The sequence below is a fragment of the Pseudomonas corrugata genome (genome assembly GCF_050920615.1).
GTDB lineage: Bacteria > Pseudomonadota > Gammaproteobacteria > Pseudomonadales > Pseudomonadaceae > Aquipseudomonas > Aquipseudomonas corrugata.
Genome location: NZ_CP130434.1, coordinates 6,336,288 through 6,358,228, shown reverse-complemented (window position 1 = coordinate 6,358,228; position 21,941 = coordinate 6,336,288). Strand labels below are relative to the sequence as shown.

The following is a 21,941-nucleotide window of genomic DNA, read 5'->3' as shown; positions in this document are numbered from 1 at the left end:
CTGAGACCGCGATCCGTTAGCTGTTGGGCAACAGCCGGCAGGTGATGCTCTTGATGTAGCGGGTTTCGGGGATGGCTGGGTGAACTGGATGGTCCGGGCCCTGACCGCCGCGTTCAAGCAATTGAATGTTGCGGTCCAGGTGACGGGCGCTGGTCAACAGGATGTTCTGCAGGTCGTCTTCGGGCAAGTGCATCGAGCACGAAGCGCTGACCAGGATGCCATCCTTGGTGAGCAGGCGCATGGCTTGTTCATTGAGACGGCGATAGGCGCCTTCACCATTCTTGAGGTCTTTCTTGCGCTTGATGAAGGCCGGCGGGTCGGCCACGATCACATCGAAACGCTCTTCGCTGGCCTTGAGCTCCTTCAGGGCTTCGAACACGTCGCCTTCGATGCAGGTCAGCTTTTCGGCAAAGCCGTTCAGTGCTGCGTTGCGTTCGACACCGTCCAGGGCGAAGCCCGAGGCGTCGACACAGAAGACTTCGCTGGCGCCGAATGCCGCCGCCTGCACGCCCCAGCCACCGATGTAGCTGAACAGGTCCAGGACGCGCTTGCCCTTGGCGTAGGGGGCCAGACGTGCGCGGTTCATGCGGTGGTCGTAGAACCAGCCGGTCTTCTGGCCCTCCATGACCGGTGCTTCGAATTTTACCCCGTTCTCTTCCAGGGCAACCCATTCCGGCACCAGGCCGAACACGGTTTCGACGTAGCGCTCCAGGCCTTCGGCATCGCGGGCGGCGGAGTCGTTCTTGAACAGAATGCCGCTGGGCTTGAGCACCTGGGTCAGAGCAGCGATCACGTCATCCTTGTGGGCTTCCATGGTGGCGGAAGCGATCTGTACCACCAGGATGTCGCCGAAGCGGTCGACCACCAGGCCCGGCAGCAGGTCGGAGTCGCCATAGACCAGGCGATAGAAAGGTTTGTCGAACAACCGCTCGCGCAACGACAGCGCTACGTTGAGACGATGCACCAGCAGGGACTTGTCCAACGGCAGCTTCGCGTCACGGGACAGCAGGCGGGCGCAGATCAGGTTGTTGGGGCTCATCGCGACAATGCCCAGCGGCTTGCCGCCGGCGGCTTCGAGGATCGCCTGGTCGCCGGCCTTGAAACCATGCAGCGGGGTGGCGGCCACGTCGATTTCGTTACTGTAGACCCACAGGTGGCCGGCGCGCAGGCGACGGTCGGCGTTGGCTTTGAGGCGCAGGCTGGGCAGGGACATGACGTCGCTCCGAAAAAAAGAGCGGGAGTATACCGTGTTGAGGTGGTCGGCGGGCCTGGAGGTCGATATGCGGCAACCGGACCGTCGGCACAAAAAACAGCTCAAGCACAATGGAGTCGCTGCCGATTCAGGCCTGAGTCTCCATGAAAGTTTCGTCGATCCAACCGGGCGGTGTGTCGGACCCGTCTTTCAGGGTTAGAATCCTTGCCTGTCCCAGAGTGTGTGCCCATGTCCAACGAGCTTTCCACCGAACAGATCCAACAGTCCCTGCAAGGCATCAGCGTGCCGCCCCAGCCGCAGATCATGGTGGATCTGCAGATGGAGCAGTACATGCCCGATCCGGACCTGGAAACCATCGCCAAGCTGATCTCCCAGGACCCGGGGCTTTCGGGGGCCTTGCTGAAGATCGTCAACTCGCCGTATTACGGCCTGCGCAACAAGATCACCTCGATCCAGCGCGCGGTGAACCTGTTGGGCAGCCGTTCGATCATCAACCTGATCAACGCGCAGTCGATCAAGGGTGAGTTGCACGACGATGCCATCGTCACCTTGAATCGCTTCTGGGATACGGCCCAGGATGTGGCGATGACCTGCCTGACCCTGGCCAAGCGGGTTGGCCTGGAGAATGGCGACGAAGCCTATGCCCTGGGGTTGTTCCACGATTGCGGTGTGCCGCTGATGCTCAAGCAGTTTCCCAACTACATGGGCGTGCTCGAGGAGGCGTACGCCAGCGCAAGCGCCGAATGCCGGGTGGTGGACACAGAGAACCGCGTGTTCAATACCAACCACGCGGTCGTCGGTTACTACACCTCAAAATCCTGGCGACTGCCGGATCATGTCAGCCAGGCCATCGCCAATCACCACAATGCCCTGGCGGTTTTCAGTGACGAGTCCTCACGCAACAACAGCTCGCTGAAGAACCTGCTGGCGATCCTGAAAATGTCCGAGAACATCTGTGCGTCCCACCGGGTTCTGGGTAATCAGGCCGAAGACCACGAGTGGGATTGTGTCGGTGCCCTGGTGCTCGATTACATCGGATTGTCGGAATATGACTTCCAGACCCAGAAACAGGAAATCCGCGATCTTGCCACTCGTTGAGTGCCCGGTTCGCCTGACTCGAGAGCCTCATGCCAGAACTGCCGGAAGTCGAAACCACCCGCCGCGGAATTGCGCCACATCTTGAAGGGCAGCGGGTCAGCCGTGTGATCGTGCGCGACCGCCGCCTGCGCTGGCCGATTCCGGAAGACCTCGATGTGCGGCTTTCGGGCCAGCGCATCGTGCAGGTGGAGCGACGAGCCAAGTACTTGCTGATCAATGCCGAGGTCGGCACCTTGATCAGCCACTTGGGCATGTCCGGCAACCTGCGGCTGGTGGAGGTGGGCATGCCTGCTGCCAGGCACGAGCATGTAGACATCGAGCTGGAGTCTGGCCTTGCCTTGCGCTACACCGACCCGCGACGCTTTGGCGCGATGCTCTGGAGCCTCGACCCGTTCAACCATGAATTGCTGGTTCGCCTCGGACCGGAACCGCTGACCGATCTGTTTGACGGTGAGCGCCTGTTCCAGCTCTCACGTGGGCGCTCCATGGCAGTCAAGCCTTTCATCATGGACAACGCGGTGGTCGTGGGGGTGGGCAATATCTATGCGACTGAAGCGCTGTTCGCCGCCGGCATCGACCCGCGTCGGGCGGCCGGAGGCATTTCCCGGGCCCGGTACCTGAAACTGGCCATCGAGATCAAACGCATCCTCGCCCATGCCATCGAGCGCGGCGGTACCACGTTGCGGGATTTCATTGGTGGCGACGGCCAGCCCGGCTATTTCCAGCAGGAACTGTTCGTGTACGGCAGGGGCGGGGAGTTGTGCAAAGTCTGTGGCACGGGCTTGCGGGAAGTTCGTCTGGGGCAGCGTGCGAGTGTCTGGTGTCCGCGTTGCCAAAGCTGATTCGTCCTACGGTCTATAGTCAGTAGTCATACTGATCAGCCGAAGGATCGACCTCCATGAGACTGCTTCGACCTGTTGTTCTAACGCTGCTGCTGACCATGAGTCTGGCCACCCTGGCGAATACCGGCAGTGGCGATCCGCGCTACACCATCCAGAATCCGCCAGCTTTCGCGATGATCGGCGACTTGTTGATCGCCCGGCCGCTGCTGCTCGCCGCCACCGTGATCGGTGCGGGGGCGTTCGTGGTGTCGTTGCCCTTTACCGCGCTGGGCGGCGGAGTCGGTGATGCCGGGAAGGCGCTGGTGGTGGACCCGGCGAAGGCCACCTTCGTGCGGTGCCTGGGGTGTGTTGGGGAAGGGTTCGAACAGCAGGAGTGAGTCTTGCGGTGGCGCTGATGGCCTCATCGCGAGCAGGCTCGCTCCCACAAGGTATTTGGACCAGGCACACCTGTTATGAACATGGCAGATCCCCTGTGGGAGCGAGCCTGCTCGCGATGAGGCCGGTGCAGGCGCTACAAAACCATCTGGCTCAAGCCTTGCCAGTGATCTTGCGATATTTCGCCATCAACTGTTCTTCGGTTTCCGGATGTGCTTCGTCCAGCGGAATGCAATCCACCGGGCAGACCTGCTGGCACTGGGGCTCGTCGTAGTGACCGACGCACTGGGTGCACAGATTCGGGTCGATGACGTAGATCTCTTCGCCTTGTGAAATGGCCTCGTTCGGGCATTCGGGTTCGCAGACGTCGCAATTGATGCAGTCGTCGGTGATGATCAGGGACATGCAGGCTCCTGCCGGGGCGTTGTGCCCGGGCATCTGAAAACGGATATGCGCAATTGTGCCGCATTGGCGAGCGCAGTGCACGTGGGTGCGATGGACTGCGCTCACCCTGCCGCGAAGTGAATCGCAGCCAGCGGGACTACTTCTTGAAGCGCAGGGTCAGCGCATCGGCCACGGCCGGGTGGACGAACTTGGTGATGTCGCCGCCCAGGGCAGCAATTTCACGCACCAGGGTCGATGAGATGAACGAGTAGTGCTCCGACGGCGTCAGGAAAAGACTTTCGACGTCCGGGGCCAACTGGCGGTTCATGTTGGCCAGCTGGAACTCGTATTCGAAGTCCGAAACCGCCCGCAGGCCGCGCAGGAACACATTGGCGTTCTGTTCTTTGGCAAAGTGCGCCAGCAGCGTCGAGAAACCCACCACTTCCACGTTGGGCAGATGCTTGGTGACTTCACGGGCCAGTTCCACCCGTTGTTCCAGCGGGAACAGCGGATTTTTCTTCGGGCTGGCGGCAACGGCGATGATCACATGATCGAACAGGCGCGCGGCGCGTTCGACCAGATCGCCATGGCCCTTGGTAATAGGGTCGAAGGTACCTGGGTACAACACTCGGTTCATCGCGTCGTCCTGGCGGGAGTCCGTTGGGGAGTCGGATGGTATCGCAGCCTTCTCGGTCGGCCAAGTCGGCTGTGGGATAAGAAAGCACTATAGACGCTGCGAATGATCTGGATATTCATGGATTTCTCAGACGTTCGGCCAGGAATGTCGCCAGTTTGGCCGTCAGCCCATACACCGACAATTGCGGATTGGCACCGATGCTGGTGGGAAACAGCGAGCCGTCGTGGATCGAAAGGTTGCTGAGTTGATGATGACGACCGAGGCTGTCGGCGACAGCGGTTTGCGGCGTTTCGCCCATCGCGCAACCGCCCATCACGTGAGCGCTGCCCAGGCGCGTGCGATACAAGGCAAGCTCCAGCCCGTCGATCAGGCTTCGGGCTTCGGCCAGGGTTTTTACGTAGCGGGCGTCACTGTGCAGCGGCATGACCGCCCTGGCGCCGCCAGCGAACTGAATCTCGGCCATGCTATGGAATGCGCGACGCAAACCGTCCCAGGCATAGGGTGACACACTGTAGTCGAGCACCGGAGAGCCGTCGCTGCGCAACTCGACGCTGCCGCCGGGGCTGTCCGGGTGAAAGCCGTCGCGCAGCAAGGCCAGCATGGCGTGGGTATGGGGCAGTTGCGCCATGCGATCGGCGTTCTGTGTGCCGAAACCACCCAGCAGCGTGGCCGCGAGGGCGGGGTGCAAGGGCGGTACTTCGAGTTTGTAGGACATTTTGCCGGTAGCGCCGTCCTGCCATTGGAAGTGATCCGAATAGATCGATTGGGGCGCGCCGTAGAACGGGTTGATGACCTCGTCGAACTGCCCGGCCGACATGTTCACCAAATGCAGGAATGTCCGCTTGCCCGCGCGTTCGTAAGGGTCAGGTGCATCGGAGCGCAGTAACAAGGCGGGACTGTTGATGCCGCCGCCGGCCAGTACGTAATGGCGCGCCTTCACAGTGATGCGCCGCCCGGTCGGCGCCACACAACGCTCGTCCATGGCCAGGCATTGCAGGTCGACGACCGCATCGTTTTTGAGGGTCAGGCGCTCGGCCCGCGCCAGGTAAAGCAATGCGCCGCCCTTGTCGAGCAGGCTCGGGATGGTGGTGACCAGCATCGACTGCTTGGCGTTGGTCGGGCACCCCATGCCGCAATAGCCCAGGTTCCAGCAGCCGCGCACATTGCGCGGGATGACGTGCCAGCGATAACCCAATCGTTCACAGCCTTTGCGGATGACATCGTTGTTGGCATTCGGCGGAATCAGCCATGGTGCCACGCCCAGGTGTTGTTCCATTCGTTCGAACCAGGGCGCCATTTCGGCGGAGCTGTGCCCTTTGACGTTGTGCTCGGCCGCCCAGTGATCCAGGGTCTGATCCGGAGTGCGGAAGCTCGAGGTCCAGTTGATCAAGGTAGTGCCACCCACGGCCCGGCCCTGGAGGATGGTGATGGCGCCATCCTTGCTCATGCGCCCCAGGCCTTCCTGGTACAGGCTGGTGTAAGCCTGGTCCTCGAGCAGCTTGAAGTCGCTGCTGGTCTTGAGCGGGCCTTCTTCGATCAGCAACACGTTATAGCCGGCCGCGCTGAGGATTTCCGCAGTGGTACCGCCACCCGCGCCGCTGCCAATGATTGCCACGTCTGCTTCCAGAGTCAGGTCCTGGCTCAGTCGAGCACCGTTGTAGGTGGTCCAGCCGCGGGCAAGACCCTCGCGGAAGGGGTCGGGTACGGGCATGTTCAGGCTCTCTTGTTGTTATGGATGTGCAATAGACCTCCTGTGGGCGCGAGCAAGCCCGCACACATGACTCTCATCTGCATATTCAAACCGTGGGCGGCCCTGGATACCCGCAATGTGTCCAAGCCTCGGCCCGGCTGTACCACGCCATCATCACCATTTGCAGCAATGAGCTGTGGCCCTGGCGCAGCAAGTCCAATGAGCTGTTTTCCCAGCGATCGAGAAACTGGCGGATCTCATCGCCGCTGGCGGTTTCCCAAGAGCCCCAGACGCCGGTCAGCGGTCCACGGGTAATGCCCAGCGTGAGTACGTCGAACAGTTGGCGAGTGAGCTTGAGCATGGGTGGGGAAAGGTGGGCCAGGGCTGTATCCAGGCTTTCCAGGGTGGCATCAGCAGCGGCGTTGCGTTGTTCAGCGGCCACGGCGCCCTCCAGCATCACGGGAATGAGCGCGCGTAAAAATGGCAGGTCGCTATCCCGCAGGGCGGCAAGGCCCTTGGCCGGTTGGCTTGGCGAACAACCGCTCAGGCTGGCCCCCAGCCCAACGGTGCTCAGGAACACGCTGGCGCCGAGGCTGAATTTCAGTAGTCCGCGCCGTGACAGCACGGGTGTATCGGTCAGGCTTGGGTTCATTACTGTGATCACCCGCTCCGGGACCTGTTAACGGACGAACAGCTTCTGAATCAACTTCTGGAGCGGTTTGCCATAGGGCGGATAAATCAGCCTGGCGGCGTTAAAGCGTTGCTTGCTCAGCACACCCTTGGCTTTGCTGAAGGTAAGGAACCCTTCGTGCCCATGGTAATGCCCCATCCCCGAAGGACCGATGCCACCGAATGGCAAGTCGTCCTGGGCAACGTGCAGCAAAGTGTCGTTCAAGCAGACGCCGCCGGAATGGGTTTCGTGGAGTACGCGGTTCTGTTCGGCCTTGTTGTAGCCAAAATAGTAGAGAGCCAACGGACGAGGCCGTTGATTGATGTAGGCAAACGCCTGGTCCAGGTCGTTGTAGGGCACGATAGGCAGCAGCGGGCCGAAGATCTCGTGCTGCATGACGGTCATGTCGTCGTTGACGTTGAGTAGCAGGCTATGGGGCATGCGGCGTCCCTGGCCTCGGTCGAACAACTCGATCAGCAATGCGCCCTTGCTGGTAGCGTCACTGATGTAGCCGTTGAGCCGTGCCAGTTGTCGTTCGTTGATGATCGCAGTGTAGTCCGGGTTGTCAGCCAGGGTCGGATAAAGCCTGCGAACCGCCTCACGGTAGGCATCGACGAATTCGCCGACGCGGTTTTGCGGCACCAACACGTAATCTGGCGCCACACAGGTCTGCCCGGCATTCAGCATCTTGCCGAAGGCAATGCGCTCGGCGGCATCGCTCAGAGATACGTCGGTGGACACGACTGCGGGCGACTTTCCACCCAGCTCCAGGGTGACGGGGGTCAGGTTCTCGGCGGCGGCACGCATGACGTGCCTGCCGATGCTGGTAGCGCCGGTAAACAACAGGTGATCGAACGGCAGCCTGGAAAAGGCTACGCCGACATCTGCCTCACCGAGCACCACGCACACCAGATCCTGGGGAAAGACTCGCGCCAGCAACTGCTTGAGCAACAGTCCGGTGGCAGGTGTGGCTTCGCTGAGCTTGAGCATCACCCGATTTCCCGCCGACAATGCTCCGACCAATGGCCCGATGGCCAGGAACAAGGGGTAGTTCCACGGCACGATGATCCCGACCACGCCCAGAGGTTGATAGATCACCTTGGCCGATGCCGGTTGGAAGGCCATGCCTACCTTGCGCCGGGAGGGTTTCATCCAGCTCTTGAGGTGTCGACTGGCATAATGGATGCCGTGCAGGCTCGGCATCAGCTCGGCCAACAGCGTTTCGTCGGCGCTGCGGTGGCTGAAATCCTCGCTGATGGCATCGATCAGAGCCTGTCGTTCATTGCTCAGCACCTCTCGGAGGGACTTGAGCCACTGCCGACGCTGTTCGGCGGGGGGCATTGGATGAGCGGCATAGGCCTGACGCTGTGTCTCGAAGAATGACTGCAGCTCATCCAGTTGCCGTTGGGAATCGCGCAGATAAGCAATGTCGGCAGGCATCGTCAGGCACCAGTTCTTATAAGTGTGGGTGTTTTCTAGAGCTTATGCTCTATAAAGTCAAATGACATCCTGGGTGGCTTTGGGTTTGTCCTCCGGGCGATAGGTCGTAAGATGCCGCAATGCTTTCGTCGAATTAAAGCCCAAGCCATGGTCACGCGAATGAAAACCAGCGAGCGCATCGTGCAAAACAGCCTCGAACTGTTCAATCAGCAGGGCGAGCGCAGTGTCAGCACCAACCACATTGCCGCCCATATGGATATGTCCCCGGGCAACCTTTACTACCACTTCCCTAACAAGCAGGCGATCATCGCCGTGCTGTTCAGTGAATACGAAAACCTGGTGGACAGTTTCCTGCGGCCTCCCCAGGGCCGGGCGGCTACGGTGGAGGACAAGCGCTTCTATCTCCAGGAGCTGCTGTCGGCGATGTGGAGTTATCGCTTTCTTCACCGGGACCTGGAGCATCTGCTCGACAGCGATCCCGACCTTGCGGCTCGCTATCGCCGGTTTTCCCAGCGCTGCCTGATCCACGGGACCGCCATCTATGAGGGCTTCGTCGCGGCCGGCATCCTGAAGATGGATCGCGTGCAGATCGAGTCCCTGACTCTTAATGCCTGGATCATCCTGACGTCTTGGGTGCGGTTTCTTTGCACCACTCGGGAAAACTCCAATCATTTGAGTGAACAGGCCATCAAGCGCGGGGTGTATCAGGTGTTGGTGCTGGAGGCCGGTTTCGTGACCGACCAGGCCCGCGAAGCGGTGGATGCACTGTTCAAGGAATATTACGTCCCCCTGCCCCAGACCCTGGAGGAAGGGCAGTAGGAATCGGAACTGAACCATACCGGCCACTCATTCCGTCACAGGAGCTCGCCATGCCTATCGCGCAACTCATCAGCCCTCAAGCCCTCGAGCAAAGGAGGGCACAGCCCGGGCTGGTGATCCTCGATTGCCGTTTTGCCCTCGAAGATCCGGATTATGGCCAGCGCAGCTACGCCGAGGGGCATATCGCCGGTGCGTCGTTCGCGGACCTCGAGCGCGACCTGAGTGGCCCGGTGATCAAGGGGGTTACCGGGCGTCATCCGCTGCCGGAGCCCGGCGCGTTGATGGAGCGCTTGCGGACCTGGGGCATCGACAACGACAGCGACATCGTGCTGTACGACGATGGTCCCGGTGCCTATGCGGCTCGGGCCTGGTGGTTGCTGGCCTGGTTGGGCAAACGCGAGGGTGTATACCTGCTCGATGGCGGACTCAAGGCCTGGCACGCCAATGGTTTGCCCTTGAGTCTCGATCCGCCGACGGGCAACCGTGGGACGTTCAGCGGTTCGCCGGATGATTCCCTGTTGCTCGACGCCGAGGCGCTGCAACAGCGCCTCGGCCAAGCGGAGATGACGCTTCTGGATGCTCGTGCGTTGCCGCGCTTCAAGGGCGAAGTCGAGCCGATCGATCCGGTGGCCGGACACATCCCGGGAGCGCAATGTGCGGCATTTACCGACAACCTTGGCGCTGATGGGTGTTTTCTTTCGGCAGATCGACTCAAGCAGCGTTTCGCCGAAAAATTGGGGGGGCGTTCGCCGACTGAGCTGGTGGCTTATTGCGGCTCCGGGGTGACGGCGTGTCATAACCTGTTTGCCTTGTGCCTGGCGGGGTATCCGTTGGGGAGGTTGTATGCTGGGTCGTGGAGTGAGTGGATTAATGATTCGGGGCGTGGGGTGGCGAAGGGTGAATAGCTGCGAATGGCGACCTGACACTCTCACCTGGTGTTTTTGACCGGGTACATATCCATTGCTGCGGTAACGGCGGCTTAGGGTTCCGCCCTTACGGCGGCTTACTTTTTTTCAAACGCCAAAAAAAGTAAGCAAAAAAGGCTTGGCCCCACCACTCGGCACCTCGCCTAGGCTCGGTGTGCCCTCACTCCGGCATTGCTCCGTGGGCCCGCCGCGAAGGGCCATCCATGGCCCAGCGCGGCTAACCCGGCATCCATGCCGGGTTGCCCACTACGCAATGCCTGCGTTCGGCCAGCGTGGTTAACGGGGCCTGAAGATCAAAAGCAAAAGCAAAAGCAAAAGCAAAAGCAAAAGCAAAGCGAGGCGGGGCGAGGCCTTGCAGTCGGCCTGTTTCTTCCTGCTGGCGCTAGTCCCTGTGGGAGCGAGCCTGCTCGCGATAGCGGCGGGTCAGCAGCATTGAAGTGACTGACACTCCGCTATCGCGAGCAGGCTCGCTCCCACAGGGGTGTGTGTTGGCGGTGGCTCATCCGTGACCCAGGTTCGCCAGCCACTGGGGAATACGTCGCTCCAGGTAGTATCCGGGTGAGCGCAAGGTCCCTTCGACAAATCCCACGTGCCCACCCTGGGCATGCAGTTCCAGCTGGGTGGAGGCGGACAGCTCGTCGGGTTGGGGCAGGCTGTGGGGGAATACGAAAGGGTCGTCGGCAGCTTGGATGACCAGGGTCGGGGTGTTGATTTCGCTCATGTAATAGCGGCTGGAGGCGCGACGGTAATAGTCCGAGGCGTCGGAAAAGCCGTGCAGCGGGGCGGTCACGCGGCCGTCGAAATCCCAGAAGGTGCGCATGTTTTCCAATGGACCCAGCGCCGCCAGGGTGGCAAGCCCTTCGTGACGTCCATCGTGCTTGAACCGGCGTTGCTTGTTGCGCACGTAAGCCACCAGCTCCCGCATGAAATGCGCCTGATAAAACCTGGAAAACCCTTGCCCGATGCGATCGGCGCATTGATCGAGTCGAAACGGCACCGAAACGGCCACGGCGCCGAGCAGTTGACTGTCGCTGCCGGTTTCTCCCAGGTGTTTGAGCAGTACGTTGCCGCCTAGCGAATAACCCACCGCAAACAGCGGCGCCAGGGGCCGTCGCGTCCGCAGGTGAGCAATGACGGCGGCCAGGTCTTCGCTGACGCCGGAGTGGTAACTGCGGGGCAGCAGGTTCGGTTCGCCTGAACAGCCGCGCCAGTTCAGCGCGACACTGGCCCAGCCCTGATGGCCAAGGGCTTGTTGCAAGCCGGCCACGTAAGGCGAGTTGGAGGAGCCCGTCAGTCCGTGAAGCACCAACACCAGCGGCGCCTTGGCGCTGTGGGGGCCATGCCAGTCTAGGTCGAGGAAATCACCGTCGTCCAGCCACAAACGCTCGCGTTGGCGAGGGATGTGTGTGGTCTTGCGCCATAGCGGGCCCCACAGGGTTTGCAAGTGCGGGTTGCCAAGGCCTCTGGCGGGGATGAATCGTTCAGGTGCAGAGGCCATTATTATTGTTCTCGATGCTGCGGCCAGCCGTCAGCCAACGGCTTCTGCCATACGTTGCCACAATGCGTAGTACACCCGTCCGGATTTCTGCTCGCGATGCAAGCGCCAATTGCCCGGCAGGCCGAGGACCGACGGAGCGGTCTCGCTTTCAGTGTAGACCCAGGCATCCTCGGTCAGCCACTGGCGTTCCTCAAGCAGCGCGCAGACCGTCGGCAACAGGTTCTGGTTGAACGGCGGGTCGAGAAACACCAGGTCGAAAGGGCTGGCCGGTTGGCTGTCCAGATAGCGCAAGGCGTCGGCTGTCTGTACCTGGCCGACCGTGCAACGCAGGGTGCCCAGGTGTTCTTTCAGGCTGGAAACCGCCAGGTTGCTGGCGTCCAGTGCCTGGCCCATGGCAGCACCACGGGACAGGGCTTCGAGAAACAGCGCGCCACTGCCGGCGAACGGGTCGAGTACCCGGGCGCCTGCCACATAAGGTGCGAGCCAGTTGAACAGAGTTTCACGCACCCGGTCCGGTGTCGGTCGCAAGCCCGGAGCGTCTGGGAAGCTCAGGCGCCGGCTGCGCCATTCACCGCCGATGATGCGTAATTGGTTGATCCCGTTGTGAGCGGGTTTCTTGCTGGAATTCGATGGACGGGCCATTAGTGCTCCGGGACCCCGAGCGGTTGCTCGGCAGGTTTGTCAGTGGGGGCCGGCAACGGCTTTTGCGGCACGGTCGGGCCGGCGGTGACGATGACCATCTTGTCGGTGCTCAGGTGCTTGTTCAGCGCTGCCTTGACCTGATCTACCGTCAACGCCTGTGATTGGCGCATGAAGTCTTCCAGGTAGCTCAGCGGCAAGTCGTAGAAACCCATGGCCCCGAGTTGGCCGACAATATCGGCGTTGCTCGCGGTGGACAGTGGGAAACTGCCGGCCAGCTCACGCTTGGCGTCATCGAGCTCCTTCTGGGTCGGACCGTTCTTCAGGTACTCGGCGAATACGTCCTGCACCAGCTTGAGTGTGCCTTCGCTCATCTCGGCTCGGGTCTGCAGGTTGATCATGAACGGGCCGCGAGCCTGCATCGGCGTGAAGCCAGAGTACACTCCATAAGTCAGGCCACGTTTTTCCCGTACTTCAGTCATCAATCGCGTGCCGAAACCACCGCCGCCGAGGATCTGGTTGCCCAGGGAGACGGCCGCAAAGTCCGGGTCATCCCGGTCGATGCCCAGTTGCGCGAGCATCAGGTTGGTCTGTTTGGACGGGAACTCGATGTGGCTGACGCTCGCCTTCGGTTCTACTGGTGATGGGGTTTTTGCCAGCGCGGGCCCCTTGGGCAGCGCGGCGGACACCTGGTTGGCGATCGCCTCGGCCTCGGCGCGGGAGAGGTCTCCCACCAACGCAATCACCGCGTTGCCGGCAGCGTAGGCCTTGGCGTGAAAGTCACGGGCCTGGGCCAGGGTGATCGGTGGAATGCTTTGTGCGGTGCCGTCGCTGGAGTGCGCGTACGGGTGGTCACCGTACAGGCGCTTCATCAGTTCCAGTCCCGCCAGTTTGCCGGGGTTCTGCTTCTGGTACTCCAAGCCGGCGAGCATCTGGTTCTTGATGCGGGCGAAGGAGTCAGCGGGGAAGGTCGGCTTGCCGACCACTTCGGCGAACAGTTTCAGTGCCGGCTCCCGCTTGTCCACCGCACTGAGGCTGCGCAGGGAGGCCACGGCCATGTCCCGGTAGGCACCGTTGCCGAAGTCAGCGCCAAGGCTTTCGAACCCTTCGGCGATGGCGCTGACGTCCTTGCCGGCCACGCCTTCGTTGAGCATGGCGTTGGTCAGCAGGGCCAGGCCGGGGGCGTTGCCGTCCTGGCTGCTGCCGGCGGCGAAGGTCAGGCGCAGGTCGAACATCGGCAGTTCGCGAGCTTCGACGAACAGTACCTTGGCGCCGTCAGCGGTTTTCCAGGATTGCACGTCGAGCTGACGATGGCCGGGGGCCTTGCCGTCAAGTTCCGCCAGCGATTGCAGCTTGTTGCCGGATCTGGCGTTGTCCAGGGCCTGGCTGGCAGTGACGTCAGTGGCAGGAGACAGGTAGAAGGCCAAGGCTGCGACCAGGGCGATGACCACCAGGCCGATCAGCAGCAGGCGTGATGATTTGCGCTCACTCATGAGCTTTCTCCTCGGGCAGGATGTGCGCAACGCTCAGGCGCGAGTGGGTGAAATACAGCTGGGCTGCCTTCTGGATGTCTTGCGGGGTTACGCTTTGCAATTCGGCAAGCTCGGTGTCCATCAGCTTCCAGGACAACCCGACGGTTTCCAGCTGGCCGATGGCGGTGGCCTGGCTGGTGATCGAATCGCGCTCGTACACCAGGCCGGCGATCACCTGGGCGCGGACGCGCTCCAGTTCATCGGCGGTCGGGGCGGTGGTTTTCAACTGGTCCAGCAAGCGCCACAGGCCGGCTTCGGCCTGGGCGATGGTTTTTTTCTTCTGGGTATTGGGCGCCGCCGACAAGGTGAACAGCGTGTCGCCACGGGTGTAGGCGTCGTAGCTCGACGAACCGCCGGATACCAGCTCCTCCCCACGCTCCAGCTGGGTCGGAATCCGGCCGCTGTAGCCGCCATCCAGCAAGGCCGAGATCAACCTCAGGGCGTTGACCGAGCGCTTGTCTGTCGCAGTGGCGATGCTTGGCACGTTGAAGGCCAGCATCAGGCTGGGCAGTTGGGTCTGCACATGCAAGGTGATCTGGCGTTCGCCGGGTTCGGCCAGTTCCAGGGGAATCTTCGCCGTCGGCACGTTACGCCGGGCAATCGGGCCGAAGTAGCGTTGGGCCAGGGCCTTGACCTCGTCCGGCGTCACGTCGCCAACCACCACCAGGGTGGCATTGTTCGGCGCGTACCAGGATTCGTACCAGTGGCGCAGTTCCTGGACGGTCATGCGGTCCAGGTCGGCCATCCAGCCGATGGTCGGCGTGTGGTAGCCGCTGGCCGGATAAGCCATGGCCTTGAAGCGCTCGAACGCCTTGGACATCGGCTTGTCGTCGGTGCGCATGCGGCGCTCTTCCTTGATGACTTCGATCTCGCGGCTGAACTGTTCAGGCGGCAGGCGCAGGCTGGCCATGCGGTCGGCTTCCAGCTCGAAGGCCACGCCCAGGCGATCCCGCGCCAACACCTGGTAATACGCAGTGAAATCATCGCTGGTGAAGGCGTTTTCCTCGGCACCCAGGTCCCGCAGGATCAGCGACGCTTCACCGGGGCCGACTTTTTCGCTGCCCTTGAACATCATGTGTTCCAGGGCGTGGGACAAACCGGTCTGGCCCGGTGTTTCATAACTGGAACCGACCTTGTACCAGACCTGGGAAACCACCACCGGCGCCCGATGATCTTCGCGCACCACGACCTTCAGGCCGTTGTCGAGGGTGAATTCATGGGTGGGTTGTGGATCGGCAGCCAAGGCTGAAAGGGGCAGACAAACTGTGCTGAACAGCAGGCCTGCAACGCGGCGGGCAAGAGCATTCATTCGTGTTTAAACCTGTTGGGCTGCCCGCTAGGTCTTAGCGTCGGCGGGCGAGAGGGTGCTAGGATACTGATCCGTTTTACTGGCGGCCACGCCTATCGGGCCTTTTATCGGTCCAGGGTTGTCCGGGTTTTGCGCAGAAGCGTCGGTTTTTTTCGTGGATCCCTGCGTTTTCGCCGACGATACCTTGCTAGTCCTTCGAAAGAATCGACGATGAGGTGTCCCTGGGACATTTCGACAATCTGTTGCGCGTGAACAAGCTGGATGAAACGCAGTCTGTTCAACATCGAATATTCATCACCGATGCGCCCTCGTGGCGCGTCGCTACCGTGAGATAGCCGTCCTCCATGTTTGGTTCCAACGACGACAAGAAGACCCCAGCTGAGGCTGGCGAGAAAAAAGGCCTGTTCGGATGGCTGCGCAAGAAGCCGCAGGAAACCGTCGTCGAGCAGCCGCAACCGCTGCCCGAGCCTGCCACAGAACCTGCCACCGAGGCGGTGGCCGAAGAAGCTGCGCCGATCGTGCTGCCGCTGGCCGAACCGGTGCTGCAACCGGCCGAGCCCGAACCCGTTGCCGCACCGGCGGCCGAGCAACCGTTGACTCCACCTGTCGGGCAAACCCCGTGGCTGACCCTGCCGGTGGCGGAAGAGCCGGTGGCATTGGTCGAGGATGCACAGGCTCCCCATGTCACGCCGCCGATTCCTGCCCCGACGGCTCCCGTTGTGGAGCCGCTTGTCGAAGCCCCGCCGGTCACCGTCGCGCCCGCACCTTCCACTGAGCCAGGCAAGGTCGGTTTCTTCGCCCGCCTCAAGCAAGGCTTGTCCAAGACCAGTGCCAGCATTGGCGAAGGCATGGCCAGCCTGTTCCTGGGCAAGAAAGTCATCGACGACGAATTGCTGGATGACATCGAAACCCGCCTGCTGACCGCCGATGTCGGCGTCGAGGCGACGTCGGTGATCATCCAGAGCCTGACCCAGAAGGTCGCGCGCAAGCAACTGACCGATGCCGACGCATTGTACAAATCCCTGCAGAGCGAGCTGGGCAACCTGCTCAAGCCTGTGGAGCAGCCGCTGGTGATCGCTTCACAGAACAAGCCGTTCGTGATCCTGGTGGTTGGCGTCAATGGGGCCGGCAAGACCACTACCATTGGCAAGCTGGCGAAGAAGCTGCAACTCGAAGGCAAGAAGGTCATGCTCGCCGCCGGCGACACCTTCCGCGCCGCTGCTGTCGAGCAACTGCAAGTGTGGGGCGAGCGCAACAAGATCCCGGTGATCGCCCAGCACACCGGCGCTGATTCCGCTTCGGTGATCTTCGACGCCGTGCAGGCCGCCAAGGCCCGTGGCATCGACGTGCTCATCGCCGACACAGCCGGTCGCCTGCATACCAAAGACAACCTGATGGAAGAATTGAAGAAGGTTCGCCGGGTGATCGGCAAGCTTGATGCCGACGCGCCCCACGAAGTGCTGCTGGTGCTGGATGCCGGTACTGGCCAGAACGCCATCAACCAGGCCAAGCAATTCAACCAGACCGTCGAACTGACCGGGCTGGCCCTGACCAAGCTCGATGGCACCGCCAAGGGCGGAGTGATCTTCGCCCTGGCCAAGCAGTTCGGCCTGCCCATTCGCTACATTGGCGTGGGCGAAGGCATCGACGACCTGCGTACCTTTGAAGCCGAGCCCTTTGTCCAGGCACTGTTTGCCGAGCGGGAGCATTCATGATTCGTTTCGAACAGGTCGGTAAACGCTATCCGAACGGTCACGTCGGCCTGCATGAACTGAGCTTTCGGGTACGTCGAGGTGAGTTTCTGTTCGTCACCGGCCATTCCGGCGCGGGTAAAAGCACATTGCTGCGCCTGTTGCTGGCAATGGAGCGGCCTACCACCGGCAAGTTGCTGCTGGCCGGACAGGACCTGAGCACCATCAGCAATGCTCAGATCCCTTACCTGCGGCGGCAGATTGGCGTGGTGTTCCAGAATCACCAGTTGCTGTTCGATCGCACCGTGTTCAACAACGTGGCGTTGCCCTTGCAGATCCTTGGCCTGTCCAAGGCCGAGATCAACAAGCGGGTGGATTCGGCCCTGGAACGCGTGGCCCTGTCGGACAAGACTGATCTTTACCCGGGCGACCTGTCCACCGGCCAGCAACAACGTGTCGGTATCGCCCGCGCCATTGTTCACCGCCCGGCCTTGCTGCTGGCGGACGAACCTACCGGTAACCTCGACCCGCGTCTGGCGGCGGAAATCATGGGCGTATTTGAAGATATCAACCGTTTGGGTACCAGTGTGCTGATCGCCAGTCACGACCTGGCCCTGATCGCACGCATGCGCCACCGCATGCTCACCTTGCAGCGCGGTCGTTTGATCGGTGACGGGGAGGCTGGTGTATGAGCGCAACCCGTAGCCCGAAAGTGGCCGAGCGTGTGGCCCCAAAGGCCTCCGATCCGCAGCCGCAAAAGAAAAAACGCGACGAGGACGACGGCCCGGACTTCAGTACGCTGCTGCATGCCTGGCTCGAAAGCCACCGTGCCAGCTTGCTCGACAGCCTGCGTCGCCTGGGCAAGCAGCCGATCGGCAGTTTCTTCACCTGCATGGTCATGGCGGTAGCCCTGAGCCTGCCGATGGGGCTGTCATTACTGCTGAACAATGTGGAGCGCCTGGGGGGCTCCTGGCAGCGCGCGGCGCAGATTTCCCTGTACCTGCAATTGGAGGCGACGCCGGGCGAAGGTCAGGCGTTGCGCGAGCAGATCAAAGCCATGCCAGGCGTGGCTGATGCCGAATACATCGGCCGCGATCAGGCGCTCGAGGAATTTCAGCAACAGTCCGGCCTGGGCGAGGCGCTCAAGGAACTGCCGGAAAATCCATTGCCGGGCGTGGTGCTGGTGACGCCGAAGGAAGTCGACAAGCCGACCCTTGAAGCATTAAGACAAAGACTTTCCGAGTTGCCGAAGGTACAACAGGCGCAACTTGATCTAGTCTGGGTCGAGCGTCTTGCGGCGATCCTCAAGCTCGGCGACCGGTTTGTCTTCGGTCTGACGGTGCTTCTGGTGTCCGCATTACTTTTGGTGATAGGCAATACCATTCGTCTTCATATTGAAAACCGCCGCACCGAGATAGAAGTGATTAAACTCGTCGGCGGCACGGACAGTTATGTGCGCAGGCCTTTCCTTTACATGGGCGCGCTGTATGGCTTCGGTGCCGGAATCCTGTCCTGGGGAGTATTGGCGTTCGGCCTGGACTGGTTGAATGATGCGGTAGTGGGGCTGGCCGGTTTGTATGGCAGTGATTTCGCGCTGGCTGGAGTGCCAGTCGCCGACGGTCTGTCGCTCTTGCTTGGCGCGGTGCTGTTGGGTTATATCGGTGCATGGATTGCGGTCGCACGCCACTTGCGTGAGCTTGCACCAAAATAGAGTCATTTTGCGCGTATTGACCTTTCAGTTTTTGTGGGAACTTGTCCTATGGTTTCCGGTCAATTTTCGCAGTGCTGAACTGCACGAGTTATGTGAGTCGGAGGTTTTTTTCGTATGACCACTTCTTTGCAACCTGCGTATGCTCTGGTCCCGGGTGCGAACCTGGAGGCCTATGTGCACACGGTGAACAGCATTCCCTTGCTGACACCCGAGCAGGAGCGTGAACTGGCCGAGAGTCTCTATTATGAGCAGGATCTTGAGGCGGCTCGGCAAATGGTGCTCGCCCACCTGCGTTTTGTCGTACATATCGCCCGCAGCTATTCCGGCTACGGGTTGGCCCAGGCCGACCTGATCCAGGAAGGTAACGTTGGCCTGATGAAGGCGGTCAAGCGCTTCAACCCCGAAATGGGTGTGCGCCTGGTATCGTTCGCGGTGCACTGGATCAAGGCGGAAATCCACGAGTTCATCCTGCGCAACTGGCGCATTGTGAAGGTCGCGACCACCAAGGCCCAGCGCAAGCTGTTCTTCAACCTGCGCAGCCAGAAGAAGCGTCTGGCCTGGCTGAACAACGAAGAAGTCCATCGTGTGGCCGAAAGCCTGGGTGTGGAGCCTCGTGAAGTCCGCGAGATGGAAAGTCGCCTGACCGGCCAGGACATGGCCTTCGACCCGGCCGCCGAAGCCGACGACGACAGCGCCTTCCAATCGCCGGCCAACTATCTGGAAGACCACCGGTATGACCCGGCGCGTCAGTTGGAAGATGCCGACTGGAGCGACAACTCCAACACCAACCTGCACGAAGCCCTGGAAGTGCTGGACGAGCGCAGTCGTGACATTCTCTACCAGCGCTGGCTGGCAGAGGAAAAAGCCACGCTGCACGACCTGGCGCAGAAGTACAACGTGTCGGCGGAGCGGATTCGCCAGCTTGAGAAAAGCGCGATGAACAAGCTCAAGCTGTCGATTGCGGCTTGACCGTCCAACGCAATAAAAAACGCCCCGATCAGCGATGATCGGGGCGTTTTCATTCCAGATCCAAATTATCCCCCTGCCGGAGATTCCCCCTGTGGGAGCGAGCCTGCTCGCGATAGCGGTATACCTGCCCCATGACTGCTGACAGACACACCGCGTTCGCGAGCAGGCTCGCTCCCACAGGGCCGCTACTGGGCCCAGGGCGCCCGCCGCGAATCATTGAGTCCCAGCAGGTAACTGTCGCCTCCCAACTGGCTCATCTGCTGGCGTATCCAGCTTGCCCGGCGCAATACATATGGACTTGGCCGGCTGGCGCTCCATTTCCGAGGGTTGGGCAGTACCGCCGCCAGCAGGCTTGCCTGCTGGCGGGACAAGGCATCGGCGCCTACGCGGAAATGGTGTCGCGCTGCGGCTTCGGCACCGAACACCCCGTCGTCCCACTCCACGCTGTTGAGGTACACCTCAAGAATTCGCTGTTTGGGCCAGAGCACCTCGATCAGCGCGGTGAACCAGGCTTCGAAGCCCTTGCGCAGCCAGCTACGGCCCGACCACAGGAACAGGTTCTTGGAGACTTGCTGGCTGAGAGTGCTGGCGCCACGAATCGAACCGCCGCGGCCGTTATGGGCGAATGCAGCCTGGATCGCGTCGATGTCGAAGCCCCAGTGTTCGGGAAATTTCTGGTCTTCGCCGGCAATCACCGCGACCTTGAGGCTGTCGGATATCTGGTCCCAGGGCTGCCAGGTGCGCTGCAGGTCGATCGGTTCGCCGTCGAACCAGGATTCAACCTTGCGCTCGACCATCAGCGCCGTGAACGGCGGCGGCACCACGCGAAACAGCAGCACCAGAACAACGCTGCCGACGGCGAACCAGAACAGGGCTTTGAAGAATCGTCGAAACAATGTACGCAGCATAGAGATGGCTTGGCCGAACCCGTCGAGCGGGCCATTATACAGACCCTGTCCACCGAGTCTGACTGGAGTTCTCATGCTGCGTAGCTTTCTGATGCTGGCTGCCTTTTTCGGCTTCACCGGCGTGGCGCTCGGAGCCTTTGCCGCCCACGGCCTGAAAAACCGCCTGAGCGCCGATTACCTGGCGATTTTCCACACCGGCGTCACCTACCAACTGGTGCACACCCTGGCCTTGTTCGGCGTTGCGCTGCTGGCCACGCACATCCCCGGCCGCATTGTCACCTGGGCCGGAATCTCATTCGTGATCGGTATCCTGTTGTTCTCCGGCAGTCTCTACCTGCTCACCCTGACCGGTATCAGCAAACTCGGCATCATCACCCCGTTCGGCGGTTTGGCGTTCCTGGTCGGCTGGCTCTGCCTGGGGATAGCGGCCTGGCGCCTGCAACTTGCCGCTTGAAGCTTGTAGCTGACCAAGGGGCTTGGGTCCCCCAGACTGATCGGGCTAGAATGCCAGCCCCTAAAAATGATGGCGGCATCCGGCATGCGCATTCAGTTGAACGGCGAACCCTTTGAATTGCCCGACGGTGAGACCGTTGCGGCCCTGTTGACCCGTCTGGATCTCACTGGACGCCGTGTCGCGGTGGAGCTCAATCTGGATATCGTCCCGCGCAGCCAGCACGCCGACACCGCCCTCAACGAGGGTGATCAGGTTGAAGTCGTACATGCCATCGGTGGCGGCTAGATACCTGCGGTTTCGCAACATTTTTGCAAGAACCTCACCCCAACAGAGGATTTCCCATGAGCATCGTTCGTAACGACAAGCCCTTCGTCCTGGCCGGTCGTACCTACCAGTCGCGCTTGCTGGTAGGCACCGGCAAATACCGCGACATGGAAGAAACCCGCCTGGCTATCGAGGCTTCGGGTGCCGAGATCGTCACCGTCGCCGTGCGTCGGACCAACATCGGCCAGAACCCGGGCGAACCGAACCTGCTGGATATCCTGCCGCCGGATCGCTACACCATCCTGCCCAACACCGCCGGCTGCTTCGACGCCATCGAAGCCGTGCGCACCTGCCGCCTCGCCCGGGAACTGCTCGACGGCCACAATCTGGTGAAGCTGGAAGTGCTGGCCGACCAGAAGACCCTGTTCCCCAACGTCATCGAAACCCTCAAGGCCGCCGAAACGCTGGTCAAGGAAGGTTTCGACGTCATGGTGTACACCAGCGATGATCCGATCATCGCCCGGCAACTGGCGGAAATCGGCTGCATCGCAGTCATGCCGTTGGCCGGCCTGATCGGTACGGGCCTGGGGATCTGCAACCCTTACAACCTGCAGATCATCCTTGAAGAGGCCAGGATCCCGGTGCTCGTGGATGCTGGCGTCGGTACCGCGTCCGACGCCACCATTGCCATGGAGCTGGGCTGCGAAGCGGTGCTGATGAACTCTGCCATCGCCCACGCCCAGCAGCCGGTACTGATGGCCGAAGCCATGAAGCACGCCATTGTGGCCGGGCGCCTGGCCTACCTCGCCGGCCGCATGCCGAAGAAACTTTACGCCAGCGCCTCCTCGCCGCTGGATGGTCTGATCAAGTAA

At 61.4% G+C, this 21,941-nt stretch carries 23 protein-coding genes; 12 read left to right on the top strand and 11 right to left on the bottom strand.

The features are described 5' to 3' along the window. Positions 1 to 16: 16 nt before the first annotated feature. Positions 17 to 1,213 (bottom strand): class I SAM-dependent rRNA methyltransferase, encoded by a 1,197-nt coding sequence (locus QZH45_RS28575; protein WP_024780456.1) that lies wholly within the window; start codon positions 1,211 to 1,213, stop codon positions 17 to 19. Positions 1,214 to 1,495: 282 nt separating this feature from the next. On the opposite strand from QZH45_RS28575, the gene QZH45_RS28570 reads away from it, so the two are divergent. From QZH45_RS28570 to QZH45_RS28560, 3 genes are read left to right on the top strand one after another with little or no spacing between them, the layout of a single operon-like run. Then, positions 1,496 to 2,311: an HDOD domain-containing protein gene (locus tag QZH45_RS28570; protein WP_162164418.1), complete on the top strand. Its 816-nt coding sequence runs from the start codon at positions 1,496 to 1,498 to the stop codon at positions 2,309 to 2,311. 29 nt (positions 2,312 to 2,340) lie between these two features. Continuing rightward, complete coding sequence (mutM, locus tag QZH45_RS28565; protein ID WP_024780454.1) at positions 2,341 to 3,153, top strand: bifunctional DNA-formamidopyrimidine glycosylase/DNA-(apurinic or apyrimidinic site) lyase; 813 nt, start codon at positions 2,341 to 2,343, stop codon at positions 3,151 to 3,153. Positions 3,154 to 3,209: 56 nt separating this feature from the next. Continuing rightward, complete coding sequence (locus QZH45_RS28560; protein ID WP_024780453.1) at positions 3,210 to 3,530, top strand: hypothetical protein; 321 nt, start codon at positions 3,210 to 3,212, stop codon at positions 3,528 to 3,530. Between the two features lie 151 nt (positions 3,531 to 3,681). On the opposite strand, the gene QZH45_RS28555 is transcribed toward QZH45_RS28560, so the two are convergent. From QZH45_RS28555 to QZH45_RS28535, 5 genes are all read right to left on the bottom strand, one after another. After that, the gene (locus QZH45_RS28555) at positions 3,682 to 3,933 is read right to left on the bottom strand and encodes a YfhL family 4Fe-4S dicluster ferredoxin (RefSeq protein ID WP_003206534.1); all 252 of its coding nucleotides are present in this window, start codon (positions 3,931 to 3,933) and stop codon (positions 3,682 to 3,684) included. Between the two features lie 136 nt (positions 3,934 to 4,069). After that, a complete protein-coding gene (gene coaD, locus QZH45_RS28550) occupies positions 4,070 to 4,549 on the bottom strand; it encodes a pantetheine-phosphate adenylyltransferase (protein ID WP_024780451.1) in 480 nt (159 codons plus the stop codon). Between the two features lie 115 nt (positions 4,550 to 4,664). Next, complete coding sequence (locus QZH45_RS28545) at positions 4,665 to 6,260, bottom strand: GMC family oxidoreductase (RefSeq protein WP_055135870.1); 1,596 nt, start codon at positions 6,258 to 6,260, stop codon at positions 4,665 to 4,667. Positions 6,261 to 6,345: 85 nt separating this feature from the next. Beyond that, positions 6,346 to 6,891 carry a hypothetical protein gene (locus QZH45_RS28540; protein WP_024780449.1) on the bottom strand — a complete coding sequence of 182 codons (546 nt, stop codon included), beginning with the start codon at positions 6,889 to 6,891 and terminating at the stop codon, positions 6,346 to 6,348. Between the two features lie 27 nt (positions 6,892 to 6,918). Continuing rightward, positions 6,919 to 8,349: a coniferyl aldehyde dehydrogenase gene (locus QZH45_RS28535; RefSeq protein ID WP_053190573.1), complete on the bottom strand. Its 1,431-nt coding sequence runs from the start codon at positions 8,347 to 8,349 to the stop codon at positions 6,919 to 6,921. Between the two features lie 147 nt (positions 8,350 to 8,496). Here QZH45_RS28535 and QZH45_RS28530 point away from each other — a divergent pair, with 147 nt between their 5' ends. Together QZH45_RS28530 and QZH45_RS28525 are read left to right on the top strand one after the other, a co-directional pair. Beyond that, the gene (locus QZH45_RS28530; protein WP_024780447.1) at positions 8,497 to 9,168 is read left to right on the top strand and encodes a TetR/AcrR family transcriptional regulator; all 672 of its coding nucleotides are present in this window, start codon (positions 8,497 to 8,499) and stop codon (positions 9,166 to 9,168) included. 50 nt (positions 9,169 to 9,218) lie between these two features. After that, positions 9,219 to 10,073, top strand: coding sequence for a sulfurtransferase (locus QZH45_RS28525; protein ID WP_024780446.1), 855 nt, complete (start codon positions 9,219 to 9,221; stop codon positions 10,071 to 10,073). A gap of 520 nt (positions 10,074 to 10,593) precedes the next feature. Here QZH45_RS28525 and QZH45_RS28520 read toward each other — a convergent pair. The 4 genes from QZH45_RS28520 to QZH45_RS28505 are packed head-to-tail and all read right to left on the bottom strand — an operon-like array spanning position 10,594 to position 15,072. After that, positions 10,594 to 11,592: a hydrolase gene (locus tag QZH45_RS28520; RefSeq protein WP_053190572.1), complete on the bottom strand. Its 999-nt coding sequence runs from the start codon at positions 11,590 to 11,592 to the stop codon at positions 10,594 to 10,596. Between the two features lie 30 nt (positions 11,593 to 11,622). Further along, entirely contained in the window at positions 11,623 to 12,234 is a 612-nt protein-coding gene (gene rsmD, locus QZH45_RS28515; protein WP_024778912.1) for a 16S rRNA (guanine(966)-N(2))-methyltransferase RsmD, read from the bottom strand. Then, positions 12,234 to 13,724, bottom strand: a complete 1,491-nt coding sequence (locus QZH45_RS28510) for a M16 family metallopeptidase (protein ID WP_053190570.1) — start codon at positions 13,722 to 13,724, stop codon at positions 12,234 to 12,236. Before QZH45_RS28510 ends, rsmD begins: the two co-directional genes overlap by 1 nt. After that, positions 13,717 to 15,072, bottom strand: coding sequence for a M16 family metallopeptidase (locus QZH45_RS28505; RefSeq protein ID WP_024778910.1), 1,356 nt, complete (start codon positions 15,070 to 15,072; stop codon positions 13,717 to 13,719). Before QZH45_RS28505 ends, QZH45_RS28510 begins: the two co-directional genes overlap by 8 nt. A gap of 344 nt (positions 15,073 to 15,416) precedes the next feature. On the opposite strand from QZH45_RS28505, the gene ftsY reads away from it, so the two are divergent. The 4 genes from ftsY to rpoH all read left to right on the top strand — a co-directional run bounded on the left by ftsY (position 15,417) and on the right by rpoH (position 19,443). Further along, positions 15,417 to 16,787: a signal recognition particle-docking protein FtsY gene (gene ftsY, locus QZH45_RS28500; protein WP_024778909.1), complete on the top strand. Its 1,371-nt coding sequence runs from the start codon at positions 15,417 to 15,419 to the stop codon at positions 16,785 to 16,787. Continuing rightward, entirely contained in the window at positions 16,784 to 17,455 is a 672-nt protein-coding gene (ftsE, locus tag QZH45_RS28495; RefSeq protein WP_024778908.1) for a cell division ATP-binding protein FtsE, read from the top strand. The genes ftsY and ftsE overlap by 4 nt, the downstream gene beginning before the upstream one ends. After that, positions 17,452 to 18,474, top strand: a complete 1,023-nt coding sequence (gene ftsX, locus QZH45_RS28490) for a permease-like cell division protein FtsX (RefSeq protein ID WP_024778907.1) — start codon at positions 17,452 to 17,454, stop codon at positions 18,472 to 18,474. The genes ftsE and ftsX overlap by 4 nt, the downstream gene beginning before the upstream one ends. Before the next feature lie 114 nt (positions 18,475 to 18,588). After that, entirely contained in the window at positions 18,589 to 19,443 is an 855-nt protein-coding gene (gene rpoH / locus QZH45_RS28485) for an RNA polymerase sigma factor RpoH (protein ID WP_024778906.1), read from the top strand. Positions 19,444 to 19,628: 185 nt separating this feature from the next. Here rpoH and mtgA read toward each other — a convergent pair whose 3' ends face one another. Beyond that, on the bottom strand, positions 19,629 to 20,351 hold the full coding sequence (mtgA, locus tag QZH45_RS28480) for a monofunctional biosynthetic peptidoglycan transglycosylase (RefSeq protein ID WP_055135220.1): 723 nt from the start codon (positions 20,349 to 20,351) through the stop codon (positions 19,629 to 19,631). A 73-nt stretch (positions 20,352 to 20,424) separates the two neighbouring features. Here mtgA and QZH45_RS28475 point away from each other — a divergent pair, with 73 nt between their 5' ends. The 3 genes from QZH45_RS28475 (at position 20,425) to QZH45_RS28465 (ending at position 21,941) form a co-directional block, all read left to right on the top strand. Further along, positions 20,425 to 20,805, top strand: coding sequence for a DUF423 domain-containing protein (locus QZH45_RS28475; RefSeq protein ID WP_055135219.1), 381 nt, complete (start codon positions 20,425 to 20,427; stop codon positions 20,803 to 20,805). Between the two features lie 84 nt (positions 20,806 to 20,889). After that, on the top strand, positions 20,890 to 21,090 hold the full coding sequence (gene thiS, locus QZH45_RS28470; RefSeq protein ID WP_024778903.1) for a sulfur carrier protein ThiS: 201 nt from the start codon (positions 20,890 to 20,892) through the stop codon (positions 21,088 to 21,090). Positions 21,091 to 21,146: 56 nt separating this feature from the next. After that, entirely contained in the window at positions 21,147 to 21,941 is a 795-nt protein-coding gene (locus QZH45_RS28465; protein ID WP_024778902.1) for a thiazole synthase, read from the top strand.